The sequence below is a fragment of the Protofrankia sp. Cas8 genome (assembly GCF_963555845.1).
Classification (GTDB): domain Bacteria; phylum Actinomycetota; class Actinomycetes; order Frankiales; family Frankiaceae; genus Protofrankia.
On the sequence record NZ_CAUVXI010000006.1, the window covers coordinates 33,313 to 54,097 of the forward strand.

Annotated in this window: 20 protein-coding genes; 5 read left to right on the forward strand and 15 right to left on the reverse strand. The window is 67.7% G+C overall.

Features of this window, described 5'->3' with window-relative positions; genetic code table 11:
- Positions 1-224: 224 nt before the first annotated feature.
- The 3 genes from U9977_RS02345 to U9977_RS02355 form a co-directional block, all read right to left on the reverse strand.
- The gene (locus U9977_RS02345; protein WP_322747482.1) at positions 225-1,367 is read right to left on the reverse strand and encodes a bifunctional RNase H/acid phosphatase; all 1,143 of its coding nucleotides are present in this window, start codon (positions 1,365-1,367) and stop codon (positions 225-227) included.
- Between the two features lie 22 nt (positions 1,368-1,389).
- On the reverse strand, positions 1,390-2,133 hold the full coding sequence (locus U9977_RS02350; RefSeq protein ID WP_322747483.1) for a zinc ribbon domain-containing protein: 744 nt from the start codon (positions 2,131-2,133) through the stop codon (positions 1,390-1,392).
- A 135-nt stretch (positions 2,134-2,268) separates the two neighbouring features.
- A complete protein-coding gene (locus U9977_RS02355; protein ID WP_322747484.1) occupies positions 2,269-3,144 on the reverse strand; it encodes a Nif3-like dinuclear metal center hexameric protein in 876 nt (291 codons plus the stop codon).
- A 230-nt stretch (positions 3,145-3,374) separates the two neighbouring features.
- On the opposite strand from U9977_RS02355, the gene U9977_RS02360 reads away from it, so the two are divergent.
- Positions 3,375-3,653: a hypothetical protein gene (locus tag U9977_RS02360; protein WP_322747485.1), complete on the forward strand. Its 279-nt coding sequence runs from the start codon at positions 3,375-3,377 to the stop codon at positions 3,651-3,653.
- Between the two features lie 574 nt (positions 3,654-4,227).
- Entirely contained in the window at positions 4,228-6,351 is a 2,124-nt protein-coding gene (locus U9977_RS02365) for a hypothetical protein (RefSeq protein ID WP_322747486.1), read from the forward strand.
- Between the two features lie 37 nt (positions 6,352-6,388).
- On the opposite strand, the gene U9977_RS02370 is transcribed toward U9977_RS02365, so the two are convergent.
- A complete protein-coding gene (locus U9977_RS02370) occupies positions 6,389-6,922 on the reverse strand; it encodes a hypothetical protein (RefSeq protein WP_322747487.1) in 534 nt (177 codons plus the stop codon).
- A 213-nt stretch (positions 6,923-7,135) separates the two neighbouring features.
- Here U9977_RS02370 and U9977_RS02375 point away from each other — a divergent pair, with 213 nt between their 5' ends.
- Complete coding sequence (locus tag U9977_RS02375; protein WP_322747488.1) at positions 7,136-7,813, forward strand: LON peptidase substrate-binding domain-containing protein; 678 nt, start codon at positions 7,136-7,138, stop codon at positions 7,811-7,813.
- Positions 7,814-7,827: 14 nt separating this feature from the next.
- Here U9977_RS02375 and U9977_RS02380 read toward each other — a convergent pair whose 3' ends face one another.
- From U9977_RS02380 to lspA, 9 genes are all read right to left on the reverse strand, one after another.
- The gene (locus tag U9977_RS02380) at positions 7,828-8,532 is read right to left on the reverse strand and encodes a hypothetical protein (RefSeq protein WP_322747489.1); all 705 of its coding nucleotides are present in this window, start codon (positions 8,530-8,532) and stop codon (positions 7,828-7,830) included.
- Positions 8,533-8,553: 21 nt separating this feature from the next.
- Positions 8,554-9,444, reverse strand: coding sequence for an ABC transporter permease (locus U9977_RS02385; RefSeq protein WP_322747490.1), 891 nt, complete (start codon positions 9,442-9,444; stop codon positions 8,554-8,556).
- Positions 9,441-10,403: an ABC transporter ATP-binding protein gene (locus U9977_RS02390; protein WP_322747491.1), complete on the reverse strand. Its 963-nt coding sequence runs from the start codon at positions 10,401-10,403 to the stop codon at positions 9,441-9,443. Before U9977_RS02390 ends, U9977_RS02385 begins: the two co-directional genes overlap by 4 nt.
- Before the next feature lie 15 nt (positions 10,404-10,418).
- Entirely contained in the window at positions 10,419-11,129 is a 711-nt protein-coding gene (locus tag U9977_RS02395; RefSeq protein ID WP_322747492.1) for a glycosyltransferase family 2 protein, read from the reverse strand.
- Positions 11,129-12,307: an amidohydrolase family protein gene (locus U9977_RS02400; RefSeq protein WP_322747493.1), complete on the reverse strand. Its 1,179-nt coding sequence runs from the start codon at positions 12,305-12,307 to the stop codon at positions 11,129-11,131. The genes U9977_RS02395 and U9977_RS02400 overlap by 1 nt, the downstream gene beginning before the upstream one ends.
- 93 nt (positions 12,308-12,400) lie before the next feature.
- Positions 12,401-13,045, reverse strand: a complete 645-nt coding sequence (locus tag U9977_RS02405; protein WP_322747494.1) for a DUF6308 family protein — start codon at positions 13,043-13,045, stop codon at positions 12,401-12,403.
- A 319-nt stretch (positions 13,046-13,364) separates the two neighbouring features.
- Positions 13,365-14,816, reverse strand: coding sequence for a DUF2252 domain-containing protein (locus U9977_RS02410; protein WP_322747495.1), 1,452 nt, complete (start codon positions 14,814-14,816; stop codon positions 13,365-13,367).
- Positions 14,817-14,949: 133 nt separating this feature from the next.
- On the reverse strand, positions 14,950-15,885 hold the full coding sequence (locus U9977_RS02415) for an RluA family pseudouridine synthase (protein ID WP_322747496.1): 936 nt from the start codon (positions 15,883-15,885) through the stop codon (positions 14,950-14,952).
- A gap of 113 nt (positions 15,886-15,998) precedes the next feature.
- Complete coding sequence (lspA, locus tag U9977_RS02420; protein ID WP_322747497.1) at positions 15,999-16,580, reverse strand: signal peptidase II; 582 nt, start codon at positions 16,578-16,580, stop codon at positions 15,999-16,001.
- Positions 16,581-16,791: 211 nt separating this feature from the next.
- Between lspA and fsxC the strand changes: the two genes are divergently transcribed.
- Complete coding sequence (gene fsxC / locus U9977_RS02425) at positions 16,792-17,937, forward strand: FxsC protein (protein WP_322747498.1); 1,146 nt, start codon at positions 16,792-16,794, stop codon at positions 17,935-17,937.
- A complete protein-coding gene (locus U9977_RS02430; protein ID WP_322747499.1) occupies positions 17,934-19,469 on the forward strand; it encodes a KGGVGR-motif variant AAA ATPase in 1,536 nt (511 codons plus the stop codon). The genes fsxC and U9977_RS02430 overlap by 4 nt, the downstream gene beginning before the upstream one ends.
- Before the next feature lie 255 nt (positions 19,470-19,724).
- Here the strand turns inward: U9977_RS02430 and U9977_RS02435 are convergent, their stop codons facing one another.
- Positions 19,725-20,306: a Fic/DOC family protein gene (locus U9977_RS02435; RefSeq protein ID WP_322747500.1), complete on the reverse strand. Its 582-nt coding sequence runs from the start codon at positions 20,304-20,306 to the stop codon at positions 19,725-19,727.
- A partial coding sequence (locus tag U9977_RS02440) for a Panacea domain-containing protein (RefSeq protein ID WP_322747501.1) occupies positions 20,293-20,785 on the reverse strand: 493 nt, incomplete at its 5' end. The genes U9977_RS02435 and U9977_RS02440, both read right to left, overlap by 14 nt.

Consider the following 20,785-nt stretch of genomic DNA (forward strand, 5'->3'; position numbering starts at 1 on the left):
TCGTTCCACAACATGTCGGTCGCGGGCGCGCTCGCGGCGTCAGCGACGGCCGGCCTCGTCATCGGCCTCCTGATCGGGCTGATCACCCAGATCAAGGTCCGCAAGGAGGTGCGTCAGTACCGCCGCGGCAACCGCTGACCGCCCCACCCGCCAACCCGCCAACCCGCTCACCCCGACCATTCACCCAACCGGGTCGGGGTCACCCAACCCGGTCACCATCCGCGCTACTGGCCTTCCTCGACCAGGTGGGCGGCGTGGATCCCGTCGTTGAAGCCGCGCAGCACCGCCGGACCGTCCGAGTACCAGTCGATCGTCGACATCGACACCAGATCGAGGTGCAGCCGGTAGAGCACCGCGGGTGAGGCGTCGAGCGCCAGCTGTGTCAACGCCTTGATGGGCGTCACGTGCGAGACGACGAGAATCCGTGCGCCCGGATGCGCGGCACAGATGCGGTCCCGGGCGGCGGTGACCCGCCCGACCGTGTCCAGGATGCTCTCGCCACCGGGCGGCGGCACCGACGGATCAGCCAGCCAGGCGTTGAGCTCCTCCGGGAAACGCTGGCGGACCTCGCCGAAGGTCAGTCCCTCCCAGGTGCCGAAGTCGGTCTCCCGCACGTCGTCGTCAACGATGTAGTCCCGGCCGAGGGCGTCCGCGGTCTGGCGGGCTCGCTTGAGCGGCGAGCAGTACACCGCCTCGAACTCGACCTCACGCAGCCGTACCGCCACCGCGTCGGCCTGTGCATAGCCGACGTCGGTCAAACCTGCGTCCACCGTGCCGCTGAAGCGCTTCTCCACCGACATCGGGGTCTGCCCGTGGCGCAACAACACGGTGGTCGTGGGTGGCGCCGGCGGAGCCATCCAGCCGGACAGCCGGTTCGTGGTCGGCGCCCGGTGCGGTGTGGGCTCGGGCGACTGGGGTTCCGGCGGCTCCCAGGTTCGTCCCTGGGCGGCCGCGTCCATGGCCTCGTTCGCCAGCCGGTCGGCATGGCCGTTGCGCTCCCGCGGAATCCAGCCGTAGCGGACCTGCGGGAAACCGAGCGCGACGTCTGCGGCTTCCATCGCCAGCGGGCGCATCGCCGGATGCTTGATCTTCCAGCGTCCGCTCATCTGCTCGACGACCAGCTTCGAGTCCATCCGGACCTCGACGACGGCGTTCGGGTCGATGTCGGCCGCCGCGCGCAGACCCGCGATCAGCCCCTGGTACTCAGCGACGTTGTTGGTCGCCCGACCGATCGCCCCGGCCCGCTCGGCCAGCACGTCCCCTGTTTCGGCGTCCCGCACGAGCGCTCCGTACCCGGCCGGACCCGGATTGCCCCGTGATCCGCCGTCGGCTTCGACGACAAGCCGGCGCGACGGACGGTCATTCATGATCTTCTCCCATCACCGGTGCTCACAGGCCCGATTCGGCGGTCCGGACGAGGATGCGCCGGCATTCCTCACAGCGCACCACCTCGTCCGGGGCGGCCGCCGCGACGTCACGCACATCGGCGCCGGACAGTTCCAGGTGACATCCTTCACACCGCCGCCGGACGAGCCTGGCCGCGCCGACACCGGCGGAGGAGGAACGCAGCCGTTCGTAAAGGGCTACCAGATCGGCGGGAAGGGTCGGGATGGTGGCCTCGCGTTCACCGCGACGAGCGCCCGTTTCATCGTCGATCTCCGCGAGCGCGGTGTCCCGCCTGCCGCCGGCTACCGCCAGCTCGGCCTCGAGGCGTTCCTGATCGGCCCGGATCGCCCCCGCGCGCGTCTGGAGCCCCTCGATGACCTCCATCAGCGCCAGCGTCTCGTCCTCAAGTGCGTTCTGCCGGCGAGCGAGCGAGGCGATCTCCGCCTGAAGATTTTCCAGTTCGCGGGAACTGGTGATCTGCCCGGAGTCGAGACGTTTCTGGTCCCGGGCCGCCCGCGCCCGCACCAGGTCAACCTCGTCGTCCAGCTTCTGCTGCGAACGGCCTCGGTCCCGCAGCTCCGTCGAGACCCGAACCAGGTCGTCATTGAGCGCGGCGAGCTGCGCACTCAGCTTGTCGATCTCGGCAAGCTCAGGCAGGTTCCGCCGCCGCGCGGCGAGCCGGTCAAGGCTCGAGTCGATCGCCTGCACGGACAGCAGGCGAAGCTGGGTCGCTGGGTCGGCCTTCATGTGCTCCTCCCTGTGCTTACAAAACCGTACTGTGCGTACAAAACCGCGCTTACAAAACTGCGCTCACCGAGCGCGCTGTCGTGCGTGCCACGCTCACCGTGCCCAGAGCGCCCGAGGATAGGGCTGTCCGGCTCGCTACGCTTGGCCGGCGGCTGGCCCCGATGAGCTCGCATGCCACCGCCACGGGTCGGTGACCAGACTGGAAACCGTTGTGTTCACCGTACGACCTCGCCCGGCCAGGCCTGCGCCCAGCCGCGCGGAGGCGACCTGCAACCACGGCCATTCGCTCGCCCAGTGCGCCACGTCCACCAGGGCGACGTCGTGCGCGCTGACGGCGTCCAGGACGTGGTGGTGACGCCCGTCGGCGGTTACCAGCACATCGGCTCCGGCGCGCGCAGCGGCGCCCACCAGCTCGCCGCCAGAACCGCCACAGACCGCGATCCGGCGCACCGGGCGTTGCGGCGCACCGGTGGTACGCACCCCGCCCGCCGTGGCGGGCAGCGCGGCCGCCACCCGCGCGCAGAACGCGCCGAGTGGTTCGGATTCGGCCAGGTTGCCGACGCGGCCCAGTCCGCCGTTACCAGGCTCGGCCCCGGGCGGCTGCGGGCCGGGCGGCTCGGTGAGCGGCCCGACGTCGCGCAGCCCGAGGACCCCCGCGAGCGCGTCACTCACACCGGGGCAGGCCACATCGGCGTTGGTGTGCGCGCTGAACAGCGCCACGCCCCCACGGATGAGGGTTGCCACGACCCGGCCACCCGCGTCGGTCTCCGCGACACCGTGAACACTGCGGAGAAACAACGGATGATGGGTGACCAGAAGCTGCGCACCGCAACCAACGGCTTCCCGTGCGACGTCGAGTGTTGGGTCGACGGCGAACAGTGCATGGTGAACCGGCATCTGCGGGTCTCCGACCGTGAGCCCCACAGCATCCCACGACTGCGCCCAGGACGGAGGATAGCTGCGGTCGAGCTCGGCAATACAGTCAGCCACGGTGCAATATGCTGCGGTCACCGTCCGGACACTACCCAACCGTGATCGGTACGGCTGGTCCGACCTCTCGGTTGCGAGGCCGCATACGGCTACGGAACGCCGCGACGTACCGTGATCTGTGCGGCAGATGGACCGGGACCGCACATGCACACTGATCGAGGCATGATCACGGTCGAAGGAGGCGCGAATATGGCATTATTTCGCGCCTGTGCGGGCCCGCAGGAGACCTAACCGGAGATGGGGATTGCGACATGGTGGATGTGTCCGTACGGTTCCAGATCGCCGGCGACGCCGAGGTTGTGCTGAACCTGCCCACGACACAGGCGGTGCGGCTGGTGGAAGCCATCATGCACAACGTGGCCGAGGCGATGGCGGCGCAGGCACGTGGGGGCCAGCAGAGCCCACCGGGTTCGCAGGTTCAACAGGGCCAGCACCTCCAGCCCTCGCTGCAGGGGAGCATCGGTTGGGGTGACACCCAGCTCCGGGGCGAACCGCCGCCCTCGGGTCCGACCCGACGCCCGATGGGCTGATCCGAACCTCGATGGGCTGACCCGAACCTCGATGGGCTGACCCGGACAGAAGATTCAAAACAGGCTCTCGGAGCCGGCCGATCGGGCCGAAAACGGTAGAAGCGGGCCCGCTGGATCATGGCGGGCCCGCCGCAGCGGGAGCTGGCATCCGCTCCCACCTCTTCCGGGTGCACACGGTGGTCCGGCGCGTACACGGCTGGCGACTCCGCTGGCCGTGGCCCCTGACCGACCGTCCGGGTTCACGCCCGCCGCCCAGCGGTGTGCGTGAACGCCGACGTGCACCTGGATACTGACGCGCGCTGGGTACTGCCCTGCGCCTGGTTACCGCCGGTTACCCGGGGCACCGCCTGGTACCCGAGGGGGTACCGCCGCGTCCTGGCGCAGCGCCGGCCCTGCATCCGAGTGCAGCGCCGGCCCGGCCTCCACGTGCAGAGCCGGCCCGGCATCCGGGTGCACAGTTTTCCCAAACGCAACACAACTCTAGATCAACCCGGTACAACTCCGCACAGCTGCCCAGCAGAAGGGACACAGATCACCCATGGCGGGGGACATACCAGCCAACGAGCAAATCATCATGATGAATGTCGACGCGCCGGCAGATACCGCTACCGCTACCGTTGACGCAACAGATCCCGCCGGACGGCTCTCGGCCGCCCAGGAGGCCGTGCGGATATTCCACCGCTACGGCCGAGTCAACATCGTCAGCGCGGCCGATGCGATCTCCTCCCTGCGAGCGGACGTGCGTGCCACCGCGGCTGCCCAGGTGCCCGCCACGATCCCACTCGACCCGGCTGAGCTGGACCGGATCGAACGCCTCGGCCTGGCGGCCTTCCAGTTACGGGCCAGCGCCGACTACCAGCAGGCCAAGCAGGACCGGGTCAGAGCTGACGAGCCCTGGGACATGGACGGGTCCTGTACCGACATCCCACCGCCGCGAGGCTCGTCCAGGCTCGATCCCGGCCCCGTCAACGACGCCCCGGCCGAGCACGACTCCCCCGGCACACCCGGCACACCCGGCACACCCGGCACACCCGCAGCGGGCACCGTACGGTCGCTGACCGCCAACGCCACCGGCGACCGGATAGGCGAGCCGATCGGGCATCCGGTCGACGTCAGGACCACCAGCAGCTTCATGGAAGGCAGCGTCGCGGTCGGCCTGGTCATCGTCGAAGGGCCGACGGCCGATCTCCAGTTCACCGCCGCGGAACGCACCAAAGTCGTCGCGGAGGTCCAGAACGGGCTGTCCTGGTACGCAACCACCAATCCGGCGGCAGACCTTACGTTCAGCTACGACATCCGGATCGTTCGGATCTCGACACCCCCGGATCCCGCCGCAGCCGATCTGGAGGCGCTCTGGCGGGATCCGGCCATGCGCCAGCTCGGCTACACGCCGAACTTCGACGGCGTCTACGACTTCGTCGACGACCTGCGCGACTTTCATGTGACGCGATGGTCCTACTGCGCGTTCATGACCAAGTACCCGCTGTCATACTTCGCGTACAGTTCGGTCGGCGGGCCCCGGCTCGTCCTGTCCTACGACAACGACGGTTGGGGTCCGGACAACCTCGACCGCGTCTTCGCCCACGAGACCGGGCACATCTTCGGCTGCCCCGACGAGTACGCCGCCAGCAGCTGTAACTGCGGTGGCGCCTGGGGACGGTTCGGGACTCCCAACGGCAACTGTGACGGCTGCGCACCGGACAGCGTCACCTGCCTGATGCGGTCCAACAGCTTCGAGATGTGCCGATACACCCCGAGCCACATCGGCTGGGGTGCAGGCGTGGCCGGCAATCCGGTCCTGGTACAGAGCAACTACGGTCAGGCCGGCAACTTCGAGCTGGTCGTACCGTCCTCGTTCGCCGGCGTGACCCACCTGTGGCGGGACAACGACGCCCCAGGCCTGCCGTGGCGGGAGCCGTTCCAGATCGCACAGGCAAGCGGCCCGATCGACGCCCTCTCCATGATCCAGAGTCGGCTGGCGACCCCCGGAGCGCTCGAGGCGATCGCCCGGATCGGGCAGTCGCTGGTGTCCTTCTGGCGCGACGGCGGATCGTCGCTGCGCTGGCACGAGCCCGCCCACCTGATGGACGGCGTGGCCGGGACACCGTCGCTGATCCACAGTCGGCTGGGACGACTGGGCACGTTCGAACTACTCGTCCCGGCTCGCGACATCGGCCTGCTGCATCTCTCCCGCGACAACGATGTCGCCGGTTACCCGTGGAGTCGGCCGGTTCTCGCGGCGGCGAACCTCGGCCGGGTCGACGCGGTCAGCCTCATCCAGGGAAATTTCGGCGCAGGCAATCTGGAGGCTGTCGCACTGGCCGGTGGCCGCCTGGTGCACCTCTACCGTGGCGAGGACGGGCTGTGGCGGACCTCGGTGGTGTTCGCCGAAGGCGTGGTCGGTAATCCCGTACTGGTCCAGAGCCAGTTCGGCCGACTGGGCAACTTCGAGGTCGTCGCGCCGTCCGCCGCCGGCGGTCTGGTCCACTTCTGGCGGAACAACGACGCATACGGGTTTCCGTGGAGCCCGCCGAGACCCTTCGGCACCGAACTCGGACACGTCGACGCGGTGACAATGATCCAGAGTTCGTTCGACCGGCATCTGGAGGTTGTCGCGAGGGTCGGCGACCGGCTGTACGCGATGGCGCGTATGTCGTCGGGAACATTTGACTGGCTGCCATCCAGTCGGATCCTGTGACGACCCACACCGGGTGGCCGTGACACGGTTCACCGGTTCACCCGGTGTCGGATGGCGGGCCGCCCACCCTGCCCGCAGGGTCCGGTGGCAACCGGCCGGGGGTGTCCCAGGGCAGCCCCTCCCCCGACCGGTGCTTGCCCGCCACACGGGCGAGCCAGGCATCGACGAAGAGGTTCTCCGTCGCGGTCAGGGTCTCGCGCAGGCCCGCCGGCACGGTATGGGTGAACACGCCCACGACACCGGGCAGGCGGGCCAACGCGTCAGTACCGTCGGGCGGGGCGACGACCAGGGCAAGCCGTGGTGGCAGGATGGCGGTGACCCGCACCAGGCCGCGCAGCGCGTCGATCACCTGATGGCGGCCGTCCCCGTGGCGGCCGTCCCCGACGGCTGCCGGCTCCGCCCGCCGATCAGATGGGCCACTCCGATCAGCCGGCCCACCCCGATCACCGGCACAATCAAGATCATCGGAAGCACCGGCACCGCGCGACCGCACCGGGTCCGACGATGCACCGACGACCAGCAGCTCCGGCGTGGGTTCGACCACGGAAACGCCTCCCGCCGCACCCCTCATCGGGGCACCCCTCATCGGGGCAACAGTATGTCGCGTAACAGTAGCGTACGGCTGCCGGCACACATCCGGCCCAGCCCCGCGACGCTGCGCGCACCATTGCCGGGCGCTGCCAACCGAGCGTCCTGCCGGCGACGGGCCCATGATGGGTTCGGAGCCTGATCGCCTCCAGCGGCATCTCAGGAGGTTCCCCGACCTGAAACAGGTGTTTCCGTCATGACCGAACGGCTAGCCCTGTTCCCGTTGGGGACCGTGCTGCTCCCCGGCCTCCTGCTCCCACTGAAGATCTTCGAACACCGCTACCGGGTGCTTGTCGCCGAGCTGCTGGACCTTGCCGCAGGTGAGCCGCGCCGGTTCGGGGTCGTCGCCATCCGCCACGGCAGGGAGACCGGGACGGACGACCTCCCGACCTTCCACGAGATCGGCTGCACGGCGAACATCCGCCGGATCGACCGGCATACCGACGGACGCTTCTCGATCATCGCATCGGGCGGGGCGAAGTTCCGGGTACTGGCGGTGGACCGGACCAGCCGTCCCTACCTCACCGGCGACGTGGAGTATCTCAGCGACGGGATCGGGGACGCCCAGGATGCGGCCGCGCAGGTCCCCGTCGTGACGAAGCTGCTCCACGACTACGCCGCCCGGCTCTCGAGCTCCCAGGCCGCCGAGCTCCGACTTCCCGATCTTCCCGATGACCCCCGGATGTTGTCCTACATCGTTGCCGCCTCCGTGGTGACCCAGACAGCCGAACGCCAGGCGCTGCTCGCCGCACCCGATGCCGCGGCCCGGCTGCGGGCCGAACGGATGATCCTCCGCAGGGAACTCGGGCTCCTCGAACGGTTCAGCGCCATCGGGTCCGACGAGCACATCCGGGTCACCCCCAGCCCGAACTAAGAGCGCCTGGCTGCTCAGGCTGTCGGGTCTGTCGGGTCTGCCGGGTCTGCCGGGTCTGCCGGGTCTGCCGGGACGGCCGGGTCGGTCAGGGGCCGGCGGGGCATCCGAAAGGTCGAAAACCAGGTCAGTACCGCGAGCACGAACAACGACACGGCGGGCAGGACGACCAGGAAACCGGACGACCGAAGCCGGAAATCGACGAGCTGGACGGCAAGGTCGCGGGCCCCGTCCGGAAGCTGTGAAGTGACCCGCGACGACCGCAACTCGTGGCCGATCCAGCTGGCCAACAGGGATCCGGTGAGCCCGCCCAGCGCAAGCCCCACCGGTAGCGGCCAGCCGCCGCTGCGTCCCCGCCAGAACGCGAGCGCTCCCGCAAGCAGACCGCCGATCCCGCAGATCATGGCAAAGTACACGTCGACGCCGGCTTGGGCGTCGAAGGCGAGCTCACTTCCGGCCAGCGCCGCCCTGACGTCCAGGCGCGGGGCCGCCGCGGCCCACAGGAGTCCGAGCGGCAGACCGGCCGCGGCCATGGCGACCGCACCCACGACACCGGCGACAATCTCGCTCCGGCCGACCGCCCAGAAGCGGTCGTCACGATCCGCGGCCACCAGCGGGTCATCCAAGGCGCCGACGAACCCCCCGGGACCGCGCAGTCCCGGCACCTGGGGTGAACCCCGCCTTCCTGCGTCGTGCGAGTCCGGCAACGGCTTGGTCACCATTCATTCATCTCTGGCATGCGTCTACCGCCGGGCATTGCCGGCACGCCGTAGCGCCATACTGGCCGCGGTGAGCATGATGACCGCGACCACCGCGCACACCAGCAGGTCGACGACGGCCGCGGCCCAGTCGATGGATGGCCGGAACGCGGCGGCCAGCACGTCCACCGCGTACGTGCTGGGCACCAGGTCCCGCAGCAGCTTGACCCCGGCAGGCAGTCGGTCGGCCGGGATGATGCCCACGAACAACACGACGCTCATGCCGACCTGTCCGACGACGGTGGCCAGTTCCTGGCGTGGAGCCAGCAGGCCGATCGCCGCTCCGATGCCGGCCAGCGACGCACCCGCCAGTGCGACCACCGGTAGGAGCAGCCACAGACCCGACAGCGGAAGGCCGTAGAGCAGGGCGCCCACCACCGCCGTGATGACCGTCCCCGGCACCGCGAACGAAGCATAGGAGGCGGCGGTGCCCAGTACCACGGCGCTGGCGGGAATCGGCAAGGTCAGGTAGTAGTCGAGCGCCCCGGCCGCGCGTAGCGCTCCAAAGCGCTGCGCCAGCAGGTTGAGGGCGATGAAGGCCACCACCAACACGGTTGAACCCGCCACCACCTGCTCGCTGGTCGTCTCGTTTCCGGTGTCGACCACCCCCCGGAGCAGCAGCATGATCCCGAGCGACTGAAAAGCCGCGACGAACAACAGCGGCACCCGTGCCACCCGAGCGCGGGAGAGCTGACCGACGTAAACGGCCCGCAGAGCCGCACCGAACCGGGTGTTGGGCGGCAACGCCACGGCGCCACCCACGATCGTGGCGGCGCTCACGGTGCCAGCATCCTGAGCGGCACCGTCCTGGCCGGCACCCTCCTGGCCCACGGATGGCGGACCGGCGGACTGGGACGCCGCGGTGGGGGCGGTCATGAGCGCTCCAGGGTGCGGGATGCTCCGCCGAGGGCGAGGTAGACATCCTCAAGGGATGGCGTGGCCAGGGTGAAGTCGTCGAGGGCGGCAAAGGCCGGGCCGGTCGTGAGTCGCGCGAGCGCCTCACGCGCGTCGACCGCGGCCATCCGCGTGGTCCACCGACGACCGGTGATCTCGGCCTGCTGAGCGAGGCGCGCGATGATCGGATCGTCGCCGGGCGGCTCGAACCGCCAGACCAGGTCCAGCCGGACGTCATCACTCACCGACGCCTTGAGCCGCCCGGGGGTGTCGCAGGCGATCACCCGACCGGCCTCGAGGACGGCGACGCGGTCCAGGACGGACTCCGCTTCCAGGACGTTGTGCGTGACCAGCACCACGGTGACGCCCGCGGTGTCCCGGCGCCGTTGCAGCGCCGACCACACCGCCCGCCGAGCCGTGGGGTCAAGCCCGGTCGTGGGCTCGTCCAGGACGAGCACCTCGCGGTGGCCGACCAGGGCGCAGGCAACCGAGGCCAGCCTGCGCTGGCCACCGGACAGATGCCGCAACGGTCGACCCGCGATCGGCGCGAGCCCGAGTTCGTCGATGACGGCCGTCCGTGCCGCACGGGCGGCGGGACGGCCCAGCCCGCGCAGACGGGCGGTCGTCTCCACAGCGACGCTCACCGGGAGGTCCGCCAGGGCCGTGTCGCCCTGACCGAGGTAGGCCGCCAGCCGGGGCGGGATGTCCGGCCGGGAGACGACGTCCCATCCGAACATCTCGATCGACCCGGCATCCGGCCGGATGAGCCCCATGAGCTGGCGCACCAGCGTGGTCTTTCCGGCCCCGTTCGGCCCGAGCACTCCGAACACCTCGCCACGTTCGATGTCGAGGTCGAGGTCACATGTGGCGAGGACAGCATGCTCACCGACGCCGTGCCGGCGGGTGAGCCCACGCACGGCGTAGCTCAGCACGCTGCCCATTGTCGCATTCGCCTGTCAGCGGACCCGCGCCCGGCCACGGAGCCGGATCGAGCCCAGTATCCACAGCGCCTCGACGCCGTCCTTCCAGGTCAGCTTCTTGCCTTCAGCCCGGGTGCGGGCCTGGTAGCTGATCGGGACCTCGAACGGTCGGATACCGAGGGCAAGCAGCTTGGCGGTCACCTCGGCCTCCATCCCGAAGCCGACCCGGGCGACGTCCAGCTCCCGGTACAGACTGGTCGGCATCAGCTTGAAGCAGGTCTCCAGGTCCGAGATGTAGCTGTCGAACAGGATGTTCGCCGCAAGCGTAACCGCCTTGTTACCCATCACATACCAGAACGAGTACGCGGTGTTACTGCTGAACGTCCTCGAGCCGTAGACGACCCGGGCCTGGTCGGTGATTACCGGTTCGAGCAGCGCTGGGATCTCCTCAGGCGCATACTCAAGATCCGCGTCGCAGATGACCAGGTATTCACCGGTCGCGAGCTGGCTCGCAGTGCGGACCGCCGCGCCCTTGCCACGGTTCACGGACTGGTGGGCGACAACGACCCGGGGATCATCGACGGAGTCGAGGATCGCCCGCGTCCCGTCCGTGCTGCCGTCGTTGACCACCACGAGCTCGACCTCGCAGGGATAGGTGACGTCCAGCACCCGCTTGACCGCGGACGCGAGCGTGGCCTGCTCGTTGAACACCGGCATCAGGACGGAAAGCTTCACATTCGTGAACATTACGCCGTGATGATTCGCTGGCCGTTGACCACCACGCTCGGGTGACGCCAGGCCGCGGGTTCGACCAGCGGGTCGGCGGGCAGGCCGACCACGGCCGCATACCCACCGACCTCGATACGCCCCGACGGCCGCTGGCCGTCAAACCCAGCTGCCCGGGCCGCGCCGGAGGTCGACGCACGCAACGCGCCGAGGCGCCCCAGCCCGGCGTAGGCAAGCCGGTCGAGCTCCCGCGGGTCAACCCCGGGCGGACGGTTACCCGCACCGCCCGCATCAGTGCCGTAGAGCAGGGGCACTCCGGCGCGATGGAGCAGCGCGGCATTGCGCCCGGGTGCGGGGCCTGCCCCGGCATGGCACTGCAGGGTCGACACGACCGGCACGCCGGCGGCGGCGATCCGGTCGACGGTCTCGGGCGGCAAGGGTTCCAGCGGAACGTGGGCAAGCTCATCCACACCCGCCCGCAGCGCCAGCTCCACCGCCGAGACGGTCAACGCGTGCGCGGTCACCGGGAGCCCGGCCGCATGCGCGGCCTTCACCACGACCTCGAGCTCGCTGTAGTGCAAGGGCGATCGTCGCGACGGTGCGCTGCCCTCGCCACCCCCGAGACACACCTTGATGAGATCGACACCATCCGCCGCAAGACTCGTGACGGCCCGCCGGGCGAGCGCGGGGCTGTCGACGACTGCCAGCCCGTCCCCGTGCGGATCAGGATGCGGTGGTGGGTCCGGGGCACCCACCACCCGGGGACCCGCCCCGACCACGACGATCGGCGCTGCGACACGCCAGTGGGCCAGCCTCTCGACCGGGGAACCGAGGTCACGGACAGCGACGAGTCCAGCACGAAGCTCATCGTGTCCAGATGTGGCGGTCGCCGCAAGATGAACATGGGCGTCGGTGACGCCCGGTCCGATCCAGGCGCAGTCGATCATCCGCAGGCCGTCCGGCAGCACCACCGAGTCCTGCGGCCCGACGGCGGCCACCCGGCCGTCCATGCCGACCACGACGACTCCCTCGAAGGGGAGGTCGGCGATGCCGTTCCAGACCCGACCGCGCAGTGCGACACCGCGCCCGATCTCCTCGCGGACGCGCGCCCTACCCATGGCAACCCTGCGCGCCACCCGCAGCGGCAGGACGACGACAGAGGGCAGGCAGCCCGAAGGTGCCCTGTTGCGCCTCACCACGACCGCCTCACCACCATGACCTCACTATGACTTCACTATGACTTCACTATGACTTCACTATGAGTGCGCTATGAGTGCCGCCGGCAGCAGCGGTCAGACCGCGCTGCTCATCCACACGACGATGTCGAGGATGCGCAACGGCGTCAGGGGCGGTCCGCTGTCGGGGACCAGCGCGGACAACCGACGGAACTCCTCAGCATTCTCCCGCAGGTCGTACTGCATCGCCCTGACCAGCAGCTGCATGTACTCACGCCAGGATCGGCCGTCACGGGGCGCCGGTGGGATGCACCGCTCGTGCTGGTAGAAGACCCTGACTTTCGAGTCGAACAGCGGGACCAGTCCGGGCCGCTTGCGGTGCAGGACCTTCGCGATCAGCGAACCCTTGACGTCACGGTCGGACACGTCGGGGTCGTCGAGCGGGTCGTACAGGGCCGCCACAAGATCGAGTGTGACCTCGTCGGCCTCGATCAATTCGATCCCTGGCGGAAGCTTGTCCAGTGCGCGTTGCAGTAACGGCGTCAGCGCGGTCAGTGTGTGCATCCGGTCGACGTCCACCTGGACGCCGAGCAGACAGGGGGCGAGCAGGTCCCCCGTGCACAGCAGGTCGGGGTCACCGTTGGTGGCGAGCCCATCGTAGTACGGGTAGGCATAACGCAGGCCCCGCTTGCGCGGACCGAGGTATTCCTCAAGCAGGCTCTCCGCGTCGAAGACCTCCCGGGTGCCCATCGCCAACTTCACCGCAGGGGCTCCTCAAGTCGTCTCGTGTCGTCGTTGGTGACGGCCGGTGGCGGTCGCCGGGCACCACAACCTTCATATCGCCCGACGCCTGCCGTATCGTCCGTCCCGCGACCATCCTCCTCTGTGACTGTCACGACATGGAAGCGGCCTACCCCGACTCATGCCGGCGGCGGCGTGCTCATGATCCTCAGCACGCCGCCGCCAGCCTGCCCATCCGGACGCAGCCTGCCCATCCGGACGATCTTTCGAGGTTTGTACGATCAAAAACGTCGATTCGATCAAACAAAGCTCGAAAAATCATCTTCGAGCGGACGAGCGGTCAGTCGATGGACTCCGCGGTGACTCGACCGGACTTCACCGCTTCGACGAGCGCGGCATGGTCACGCTCGTTCTGGTCGGCGTACGCCTCGGCGAAGTCTGCGAGCGCCCGGTCGAAGACGTCGGTGCGGCCGAGGTAGGAGGCGATGGCGATCCGGTCCCCCGACCGGGCGTGGGCGCGGGCCAGCGTCGCCCCGCACAGTTCCGCGAACGACCGCATGCCGTCCGGCGGCATCTCGTCGACCTGCACGACGCCCTTCCAGTCATACAGCTGACGGACGTAGAAGTACCGTGTCTGGCCGTCGATCCCGGTCCCCTGGTGCCAACCGAGGAAGATGTCGCTGGCCGCCTGCATGCGCCGTTGACCGGAGACGACGCGTTCCCCCTGGTTGGTGTACTCACTCGCCGGCAGGTAATCGGCGAGCACCGACGTGTCGGCTTCTTTCACCTGGAGGAACAGCGGGTCCTGGTCGTCCCGGCCGAGCATGAGGACAATCCAGCAACGGGTACCGACACTGCCGACCCCGACGACCTTCCGGGCGGCGTCGACCAGCCGGTACTGGTCGAGCAGCGCACGGCGGTCCGCCTGCAGTGAGTCCCGGTACTCCTCGATCACCCGGTTGAGCTGCTCGGCGAGGACATCGCCCTGCACGCCGGGGAGCAGCTCCATGATCGGAACGAGCAGCGGCGGGTCCGAGGCGATCCGGCGCTCGCCGTCGAGGACCACGGTGAGCTTGTTGAACGCCCGCAGGCTGTCGCGGGTACGGGCGCTGCTCATCGTACGCTTGACCCGCCGGCGCCGGGATTTGGTAAGCCGGTCCCGAAATTCGGACTCGAGCTGTTCGACATCGATCCGCGCGTACCAGACCGCGAGGTTGGTCATCTCGGCGAACCGGCGCATCCACTCCCGGTAGAAACGCACCATGGTCGTGACCACCGACTGCCTTTCGGCAGCGGTGAAACCGTTCTGCCGGCCCGCGATGACGAAGCTGGCCGCCAGCCGTTTGACGTCCCACTCCCATGGGCCGGGCAGAGTTTCGTCGAAGTCGTTGATATCGAACGTCAGGCGCCGCTCGGGTGATGCGAGCAGACGGAAGTTCACCAGGTGGGCATCACCGCACAGCTGTGCGGTGATCCCGGTCCGTGGTGTCCTGGAAAGGTCACCAGCCATGATCGCCGCTGCGCCCCGGAAGAACCGGAACGGCGACTCCATCATCCGCCCGTACCGGATCGGCACCAGTTCGGGCACTCGGGTGGCAGACTGCTTCTCGATCACATCCACCGGGTCGGGTCGCCGTGACGACGGGGAGAACTCGCCATGGCTGGAACGGGGAGCCGTGGCCCGCGCCGCCTTTCCACGCTCGGCCCGCTCCTGCGGGGTCGCGACACGCTGGCCGAGATGCAGCGTGCGGTGACCGTTCGCGGATCTGACCGGTGCTGTCGTCGTGCTCATCACAGTCCTCCCACGGGGTTTCGGTCGCGGACGGAACGTGCCCCCGCGCCCGCATGAGCAACCCATCGCGGCGGTGGACCTGCGCCACGGGACGTGGACCTGCGCCGCCGGGCGCTCTAACCCTCGGAAGTGATCATGACTGCTGGCGGAGGAGGGACACCGCCTCCGCCAGATCGGCTGGATCGGGGCTGGTGAACGTCATCCACCGACCGTCCGCGGGATGAGCGAAGGACAGCTGCGCGGCATGGAGCCATTGCCGGGTCAACCCGAGCCGGCCGGCGAGAACCGGGTCGGCGCCATAGGCGAGATCACCGACGCAGGGATGCCGCAACGCCGACATGTGCACCCGGATCTGATGGGTCCGACCGGTCTCCAGCCGCACCGACAGCAGGGACGCGGCCCGGAACGCCTCTTCGGTGTCATAGTGGGTAACGCTGGGTTTACCATCCGCAACGACGGCGAACAGGCCTGATTTGCGCGGATGCCGGTCGATCGGTGCGTCGACCGTTCCCCTGGATGGATCCGGATGCCCCTGCACCAGAGCCCGGTAGATCTTTTCGACCTCCCGCTCCCGGAAGGCACGCTTCAACACGGTGTAGGCGTGCTCACTCTTCGCGACCACCATGATTCCCGTTGTGCCGACATCCAGGCGGTGGACCACACCCTGACGCTCGGACGCACCGCTGGTCGCAATGCGGTAGCCGGCCGCGGCGAGCCCACCGATCACGGTCGGTCCGCTGAACCCGGGAGCGGGGTGAGCGGCGACGCCCACCGGCTTGCCCACGACCACGATGTCACCATCGTCGTGGATCACCTCCAGGCCGGGCACCGGGGTTGCCTCCATCTGAACCGGAGCCGGCGGCGCCGGCAGTTCGACGTCGAGCCACGCGCCGCCGGTCACCCGATCGGACCGGCCCCGCACCGTGCCGTTGACACTGGCGTAGCCGTCATCCACGAGCGCCGCGGCGGCCGTCCGGGACAACCCGAACATCCGGGCGATGGCGGCGTCCAGGCGCAGGCCGTCCAGTCCGTCGGGAACCGGCAGCGTGCGTCTGTCCCCTGCGCTCACCGCTGATCCCCCACTACTGGTCACCTTCACTGGGCACCCACTGCTGGTCACCGTCACCGGTCATGCTCACCGGTCAGTTTCGCCGGTCATTGCTCACCGGTCAGTTTCGCCGGTCATTGCTCACCGGCGTCCGTCGCGCGCTGCCCGTCCAGGCCGATACCGCGTGCTCCCAGGATGACCGCGAGGATTCCGCCGATCACGATCGCCGAGTCCGCGACGTTGAAAACCGGCCAGTGGTGCAGGTGGATCCAGTCGACGACATGCCCGCGCAACGGAGCGGGCGCGCGGAAGATCCGGTCCGTGAGGTTGCCGAGCGCACCACCGAGCAGCAGCCCGAGAACGATCGCCCACGGCGTGGACTTCAAGGTCCGGGCGGTCCGCGCGATGACCGCGACAACCGCGACGGCCACCAGGCTGAACAAGACCGTCGCGCCACCGGCGAGGCTGAAGGCGGCACCGGGATTGCGCGTGAGGCGGAGATCGAGCACGCCCGGCACCAGATCGATCGGCGCCCGGTCGGACAGGTGCGCCACCACAATGATCTTCGTGATCACGTCGACGGTGACGACCGCGAAACCGGTGCCGAGCAGCGTGGCCACCGCTTTGCGCGACCGAACAGCAGCTAGTGGCGCCCCGGGCCGCGCACCCGCCGCCTCGGTAGTCCCATCCCCGTCCGTGGACGACGTCTCCTGCACCCGGCCCACTCTACGGCCACGGCAGACCGTGACCGTCCGTCACGGCCCTGCCTGATCCACGCTTGATCCACGCTTGATCCACGCTTGATCCGCAGCTGATCCGCACCTGCCCCACCGATCCGCCGAAATCCGGCCCAGTATGCTGCCCGCAGCCGAATGCCTACGCAGGTGACGTGTACAGGCTACGGCCGGCGTCATCGGCTTTCAGGACGTGGACCTGCGATCCGGTACCCGCTGGGCGGACACGATCGCCGACGAACTCGCCCACTGCCAGGCCTTCGTGCCGCTGTACTCGCCACGCTACTTCAACAGCGAGTTCTGCGGCCGGGAGTGGCAGGCGTTCTCCGACCGGCTGGACGCAGCGAAGGCCGTAAACGGCAAAACCCCACCGCTCATATTCCCACTTCTCTGGGAACCTCCGATTCTCTGGGAGCCCCCGAGCGACCTGCGCTTACCCGAGGTCGCGGGTGCAGTCCAATACCGCGAGTTCATCGAGTACGGCATCGAGTACGGCATCGAGTACACGGAGCTCGGCCTCATGAAGATCGTGAAGAACAAGAAGGACCCTTCCCTGGCGCTCGGCTACGACCAGATACTGAGCGCAATCGTCCTGGAGATAAAAAAGAACACAGACGAGTACACGCTGGCCCCGGCAGCCCTGCCACCAGAACTGGAGACAACGAGGAACGCCTTCGCGAAGATGCCGGCTTCACCGAGCGCACCGGGTGGTACAGCGGATTCCGACAACACGACCGGACCTCACCATGTACATTTCATCGTCGCATCGGGAACCGCCACCGAACTGGCCCGGAAATCCGACCCCGACCCCTACTACGGAACCCGTCCGACGGACTGGTCGCCCTTCCTTCCGCACGACGCCGAACCACTGGTCCGCCTCGCTGCCGCCGTTGCAATCGATCAGAAGATGACACCCTACCCGGAAAAACTGGACGGTCATCTCGTTGAACGCCTTGATGACGCGGACCGGGAGAATGAACTGGTGGTGTTGCTGGTGGACCCGCGTGTCACGGATCTACCGGACCGCGCGGGAGCCCTTCGCACCTATGACAACCGTTTCGACCCCAACAGCGCGGTCATGATTACCTGGAACGTTACCGACACGCAGTCGGCCGTCGGCGTCCCCGAACCGAAAACGGTCTTTCCCAAGAAGACCAGGAGACCGGACCAGAGCTTCCACGCCAGAATACACAGTCCGGAGGAGTTTCGCCGCATTCTGGTAGAGGTCCTCGTCTACCTGCAGAAGCTGTTGTTGGGCGAGGCCGATTCTAGCCGAACGGCGGCGACCGATCAATACGTCCCACGACCACAGCTCAACGGCTCTATGGTGGGCTCATGACCGCCGATCGCCAGCCAGGTGTGATCATCACATTCTACTCGTACAAGGGTGGGTCCGGTCGGACGATGGCCCTGGCGAACATCGCCTGGATCCTTGCAAGCAACGGCTGCAGGGTGCTTGCCGTGGACTGGGATCTTGAGGCCCCCGGCCTGCACAGATACTTCCATCCATTCCTCGTCGACCCCGAGCTGGCTGGTTCGACGGGTGTGATGGACATGGTCTGGGACTATGCGCTGGCCACCCTTGACACGCAGGGCGACCCGTCGCCCGGCTGGCACGAGCCCTACGCCGATGTGCTCAACCATACCGTTTCGCTGCGATGGGACTTCGAGCGCGGCGGTGTCCTCTCGCTCCTGTCGGCGGGACGCCAGGACGACGCGTACGGCGCCAAGGTCAATTCTTTCGACTGGTCCAACTTCTACGACAAGCGCGGTGGCGGCGCATTTGTCGAGGCAATGAAGCAGAGCATGACCGCCCAGTTCGACTATGTCCTCATCGACAGTCGGACCGGTCTCAGCGACACCGCCGGCATCTGCACGGTCCAACTACCCGACATTCTTGTCGCCTGCTTCACCTTCAGCACACAGAGTATCGTTGGAACTGCGGCGGTGGCGGAGTCCGTAAGAAGGCAGTGTGGCGAGCGAGACATCACAATCTGGCCGGTCCCGATGCGCGTCGAAGACAGTGAAAGAGTGAAGCTGGAGGCGAGTCGGGACCTGGCAAGAATCCGCCTTGATTACCTCTTGAAGGGCCTTGACGGAAACGCACGTGACCAATACTGGGGAGAAGTCGAGGTACCGTATACGCCTTTCTACGCGTATGAGGAGTGGCTCGCCACGATCGGCGACCGCCCCAACAGCAGCGGAACAATTCTTGCAGCCAGCGAGCAGCTCACCGGCTATCTTACCAAGCAAAAAATCACTCGGCAGGTCCCACTGGATGAGACCGAGCGCCGCAAGCTCCTCCTGCAGTTCGAACGTAAGATTCGGACGAAACCGGAAGAGTTCACGGTAGACTTTTTCATAAGCTATGCGGAAAATGACAGAGACTGGGCAGAATGGGTGGCTTTCCAGCTTGAGAACGTGGGCTATCGAGTTCTCATCCAAGCCTGGGATGTCATTCCCGGAAGCAATTCTATCATAGACATCGAGCACGCTTTCAGCTCGTCACGCCGTATCTTGGCCATCGTTTCCCGGGCATTCGTCAGATCCCAGTTCGAGCGAGCCGAATGGCAGGCTGCCTGGCGTGGCGATCAAAGCCGGGCCACACGTCGGACCATCCCGGTCCGGGTCGAGGAAACGCCCCTCCCCAGCCTGCTGAACACGATCGTCGGGATTGACCTGTGGGGACTTGACGAAGCCACCGCCCGGGAGGTTCTGCTGGCCAATATCGGCGCAACCGACATAGGGCGGTTGAAACCCACTGTACCTCCTTCCTTCCCCTCTCCCAGCCGGAGAAAGTCGGGCTCGGAACCCTCCGGACGAGGCCGTCAGATGCCAGCGCCCTTCCCCAGTGGACCGCGGGAGGAGTAGCGGCGGTCGGGTCACGACAGGCATGACCGACCGGACCGGCCATCCCCGTCCCGGGCGGGCCACCCACCTGGAAGCGGCGGGTACTAAGAGCGATCGACAATAGGGGGATCTTGGTAACTGGACTCCCATATCACCGCTGACCTGCGGCGATACCATTCTTCTGGTCCAGTAGCCGATTTTTCCATTAGTACGGTGTTCATTCAGGGGCTGACATGAGGTGGATTGATGCAGTCCACTGAGTATGGAAAACAGCTTTCATCCGAGCGGTTCGAGGATCCGGCCGATCAGGATTTCCAGGGCCGCGTCGTCACCTACCAGGCTCCGGGCCGAGGCGCGGTCGTTCTCGTCCCGGCTCACCTGGTCCCAGCGCAGACGCCACCCGGCCGCGGCTGCGAGTTGACGGAAGAAGGCACGCTGCGCACGGCCGTTGCCCTCTCGGAAGGGGTGCAGCGCATTCACCTCGCCGAGATATCTCGCAACGCAGTCGACCATCCGGCCGTGCGATAAGCCGACAAGATATGCGTCCGCGGCCAGTCTGGCGAAGACGTCGTCCGCAGCGTCCGCGACGAACCGCCAGTGCGCAAAGAGAATGGGCCGTCCGATATCGACCACGCGAATCTCGCCGGCCCACGGATAGACGTCGCTGAACAGGACGCGGTGGAACTGCCGAAGATGGTCGAAATCGTAAAGCCCCGGCAATATTGCACGACGCAGCTCCACATCACGTATGGCGACGATTTCCGCTTCGACCGCGGCAAGTTCGTCCGCGTCCCGGATATCGAGAAGATTACGCAGGCAGGGAGAACCGGGCCGGCAGTACGGGTCAGCGTCGTCCACGGCGCGACGCAATCAGCGCCGCCACCGCATCATCGGCCGACCGCCGGCCGTTGGCCACCTCGACTAGTTCAGCCAGCACATCCCCGGGGAGTTCCACACCCTCCAGCCGGGTGCTGGCCACGACGTCGGCCACCGCGTCCGCCACGGTCATGTGATGGCGCCCGTAGTACTCCCGCATCAACTCGGGGCAAATCGATCGGCTGGAACGCGCCGACTCGTCCAACCCGGCGCGGGTCTGACGCCAGGGGAGGTCGGCGTGCGTCAGCTCGGACAGTTCACGAGCAGCGAAACCACCGTACCGCTGCACCACCCAGGAAACCGTCTCCGCGGCCCGACCAATAACCCGACCTGCGCTGCCGGACGGCCAGGAACGCACCAGATACTGCCGACGATGCTGGTCATACAGATGACGCACGACCGGGCCCTGCCGCCACGCCTCGATACCATCCGGGAAAAGTGGATGCCCGTAGCGGACCAGA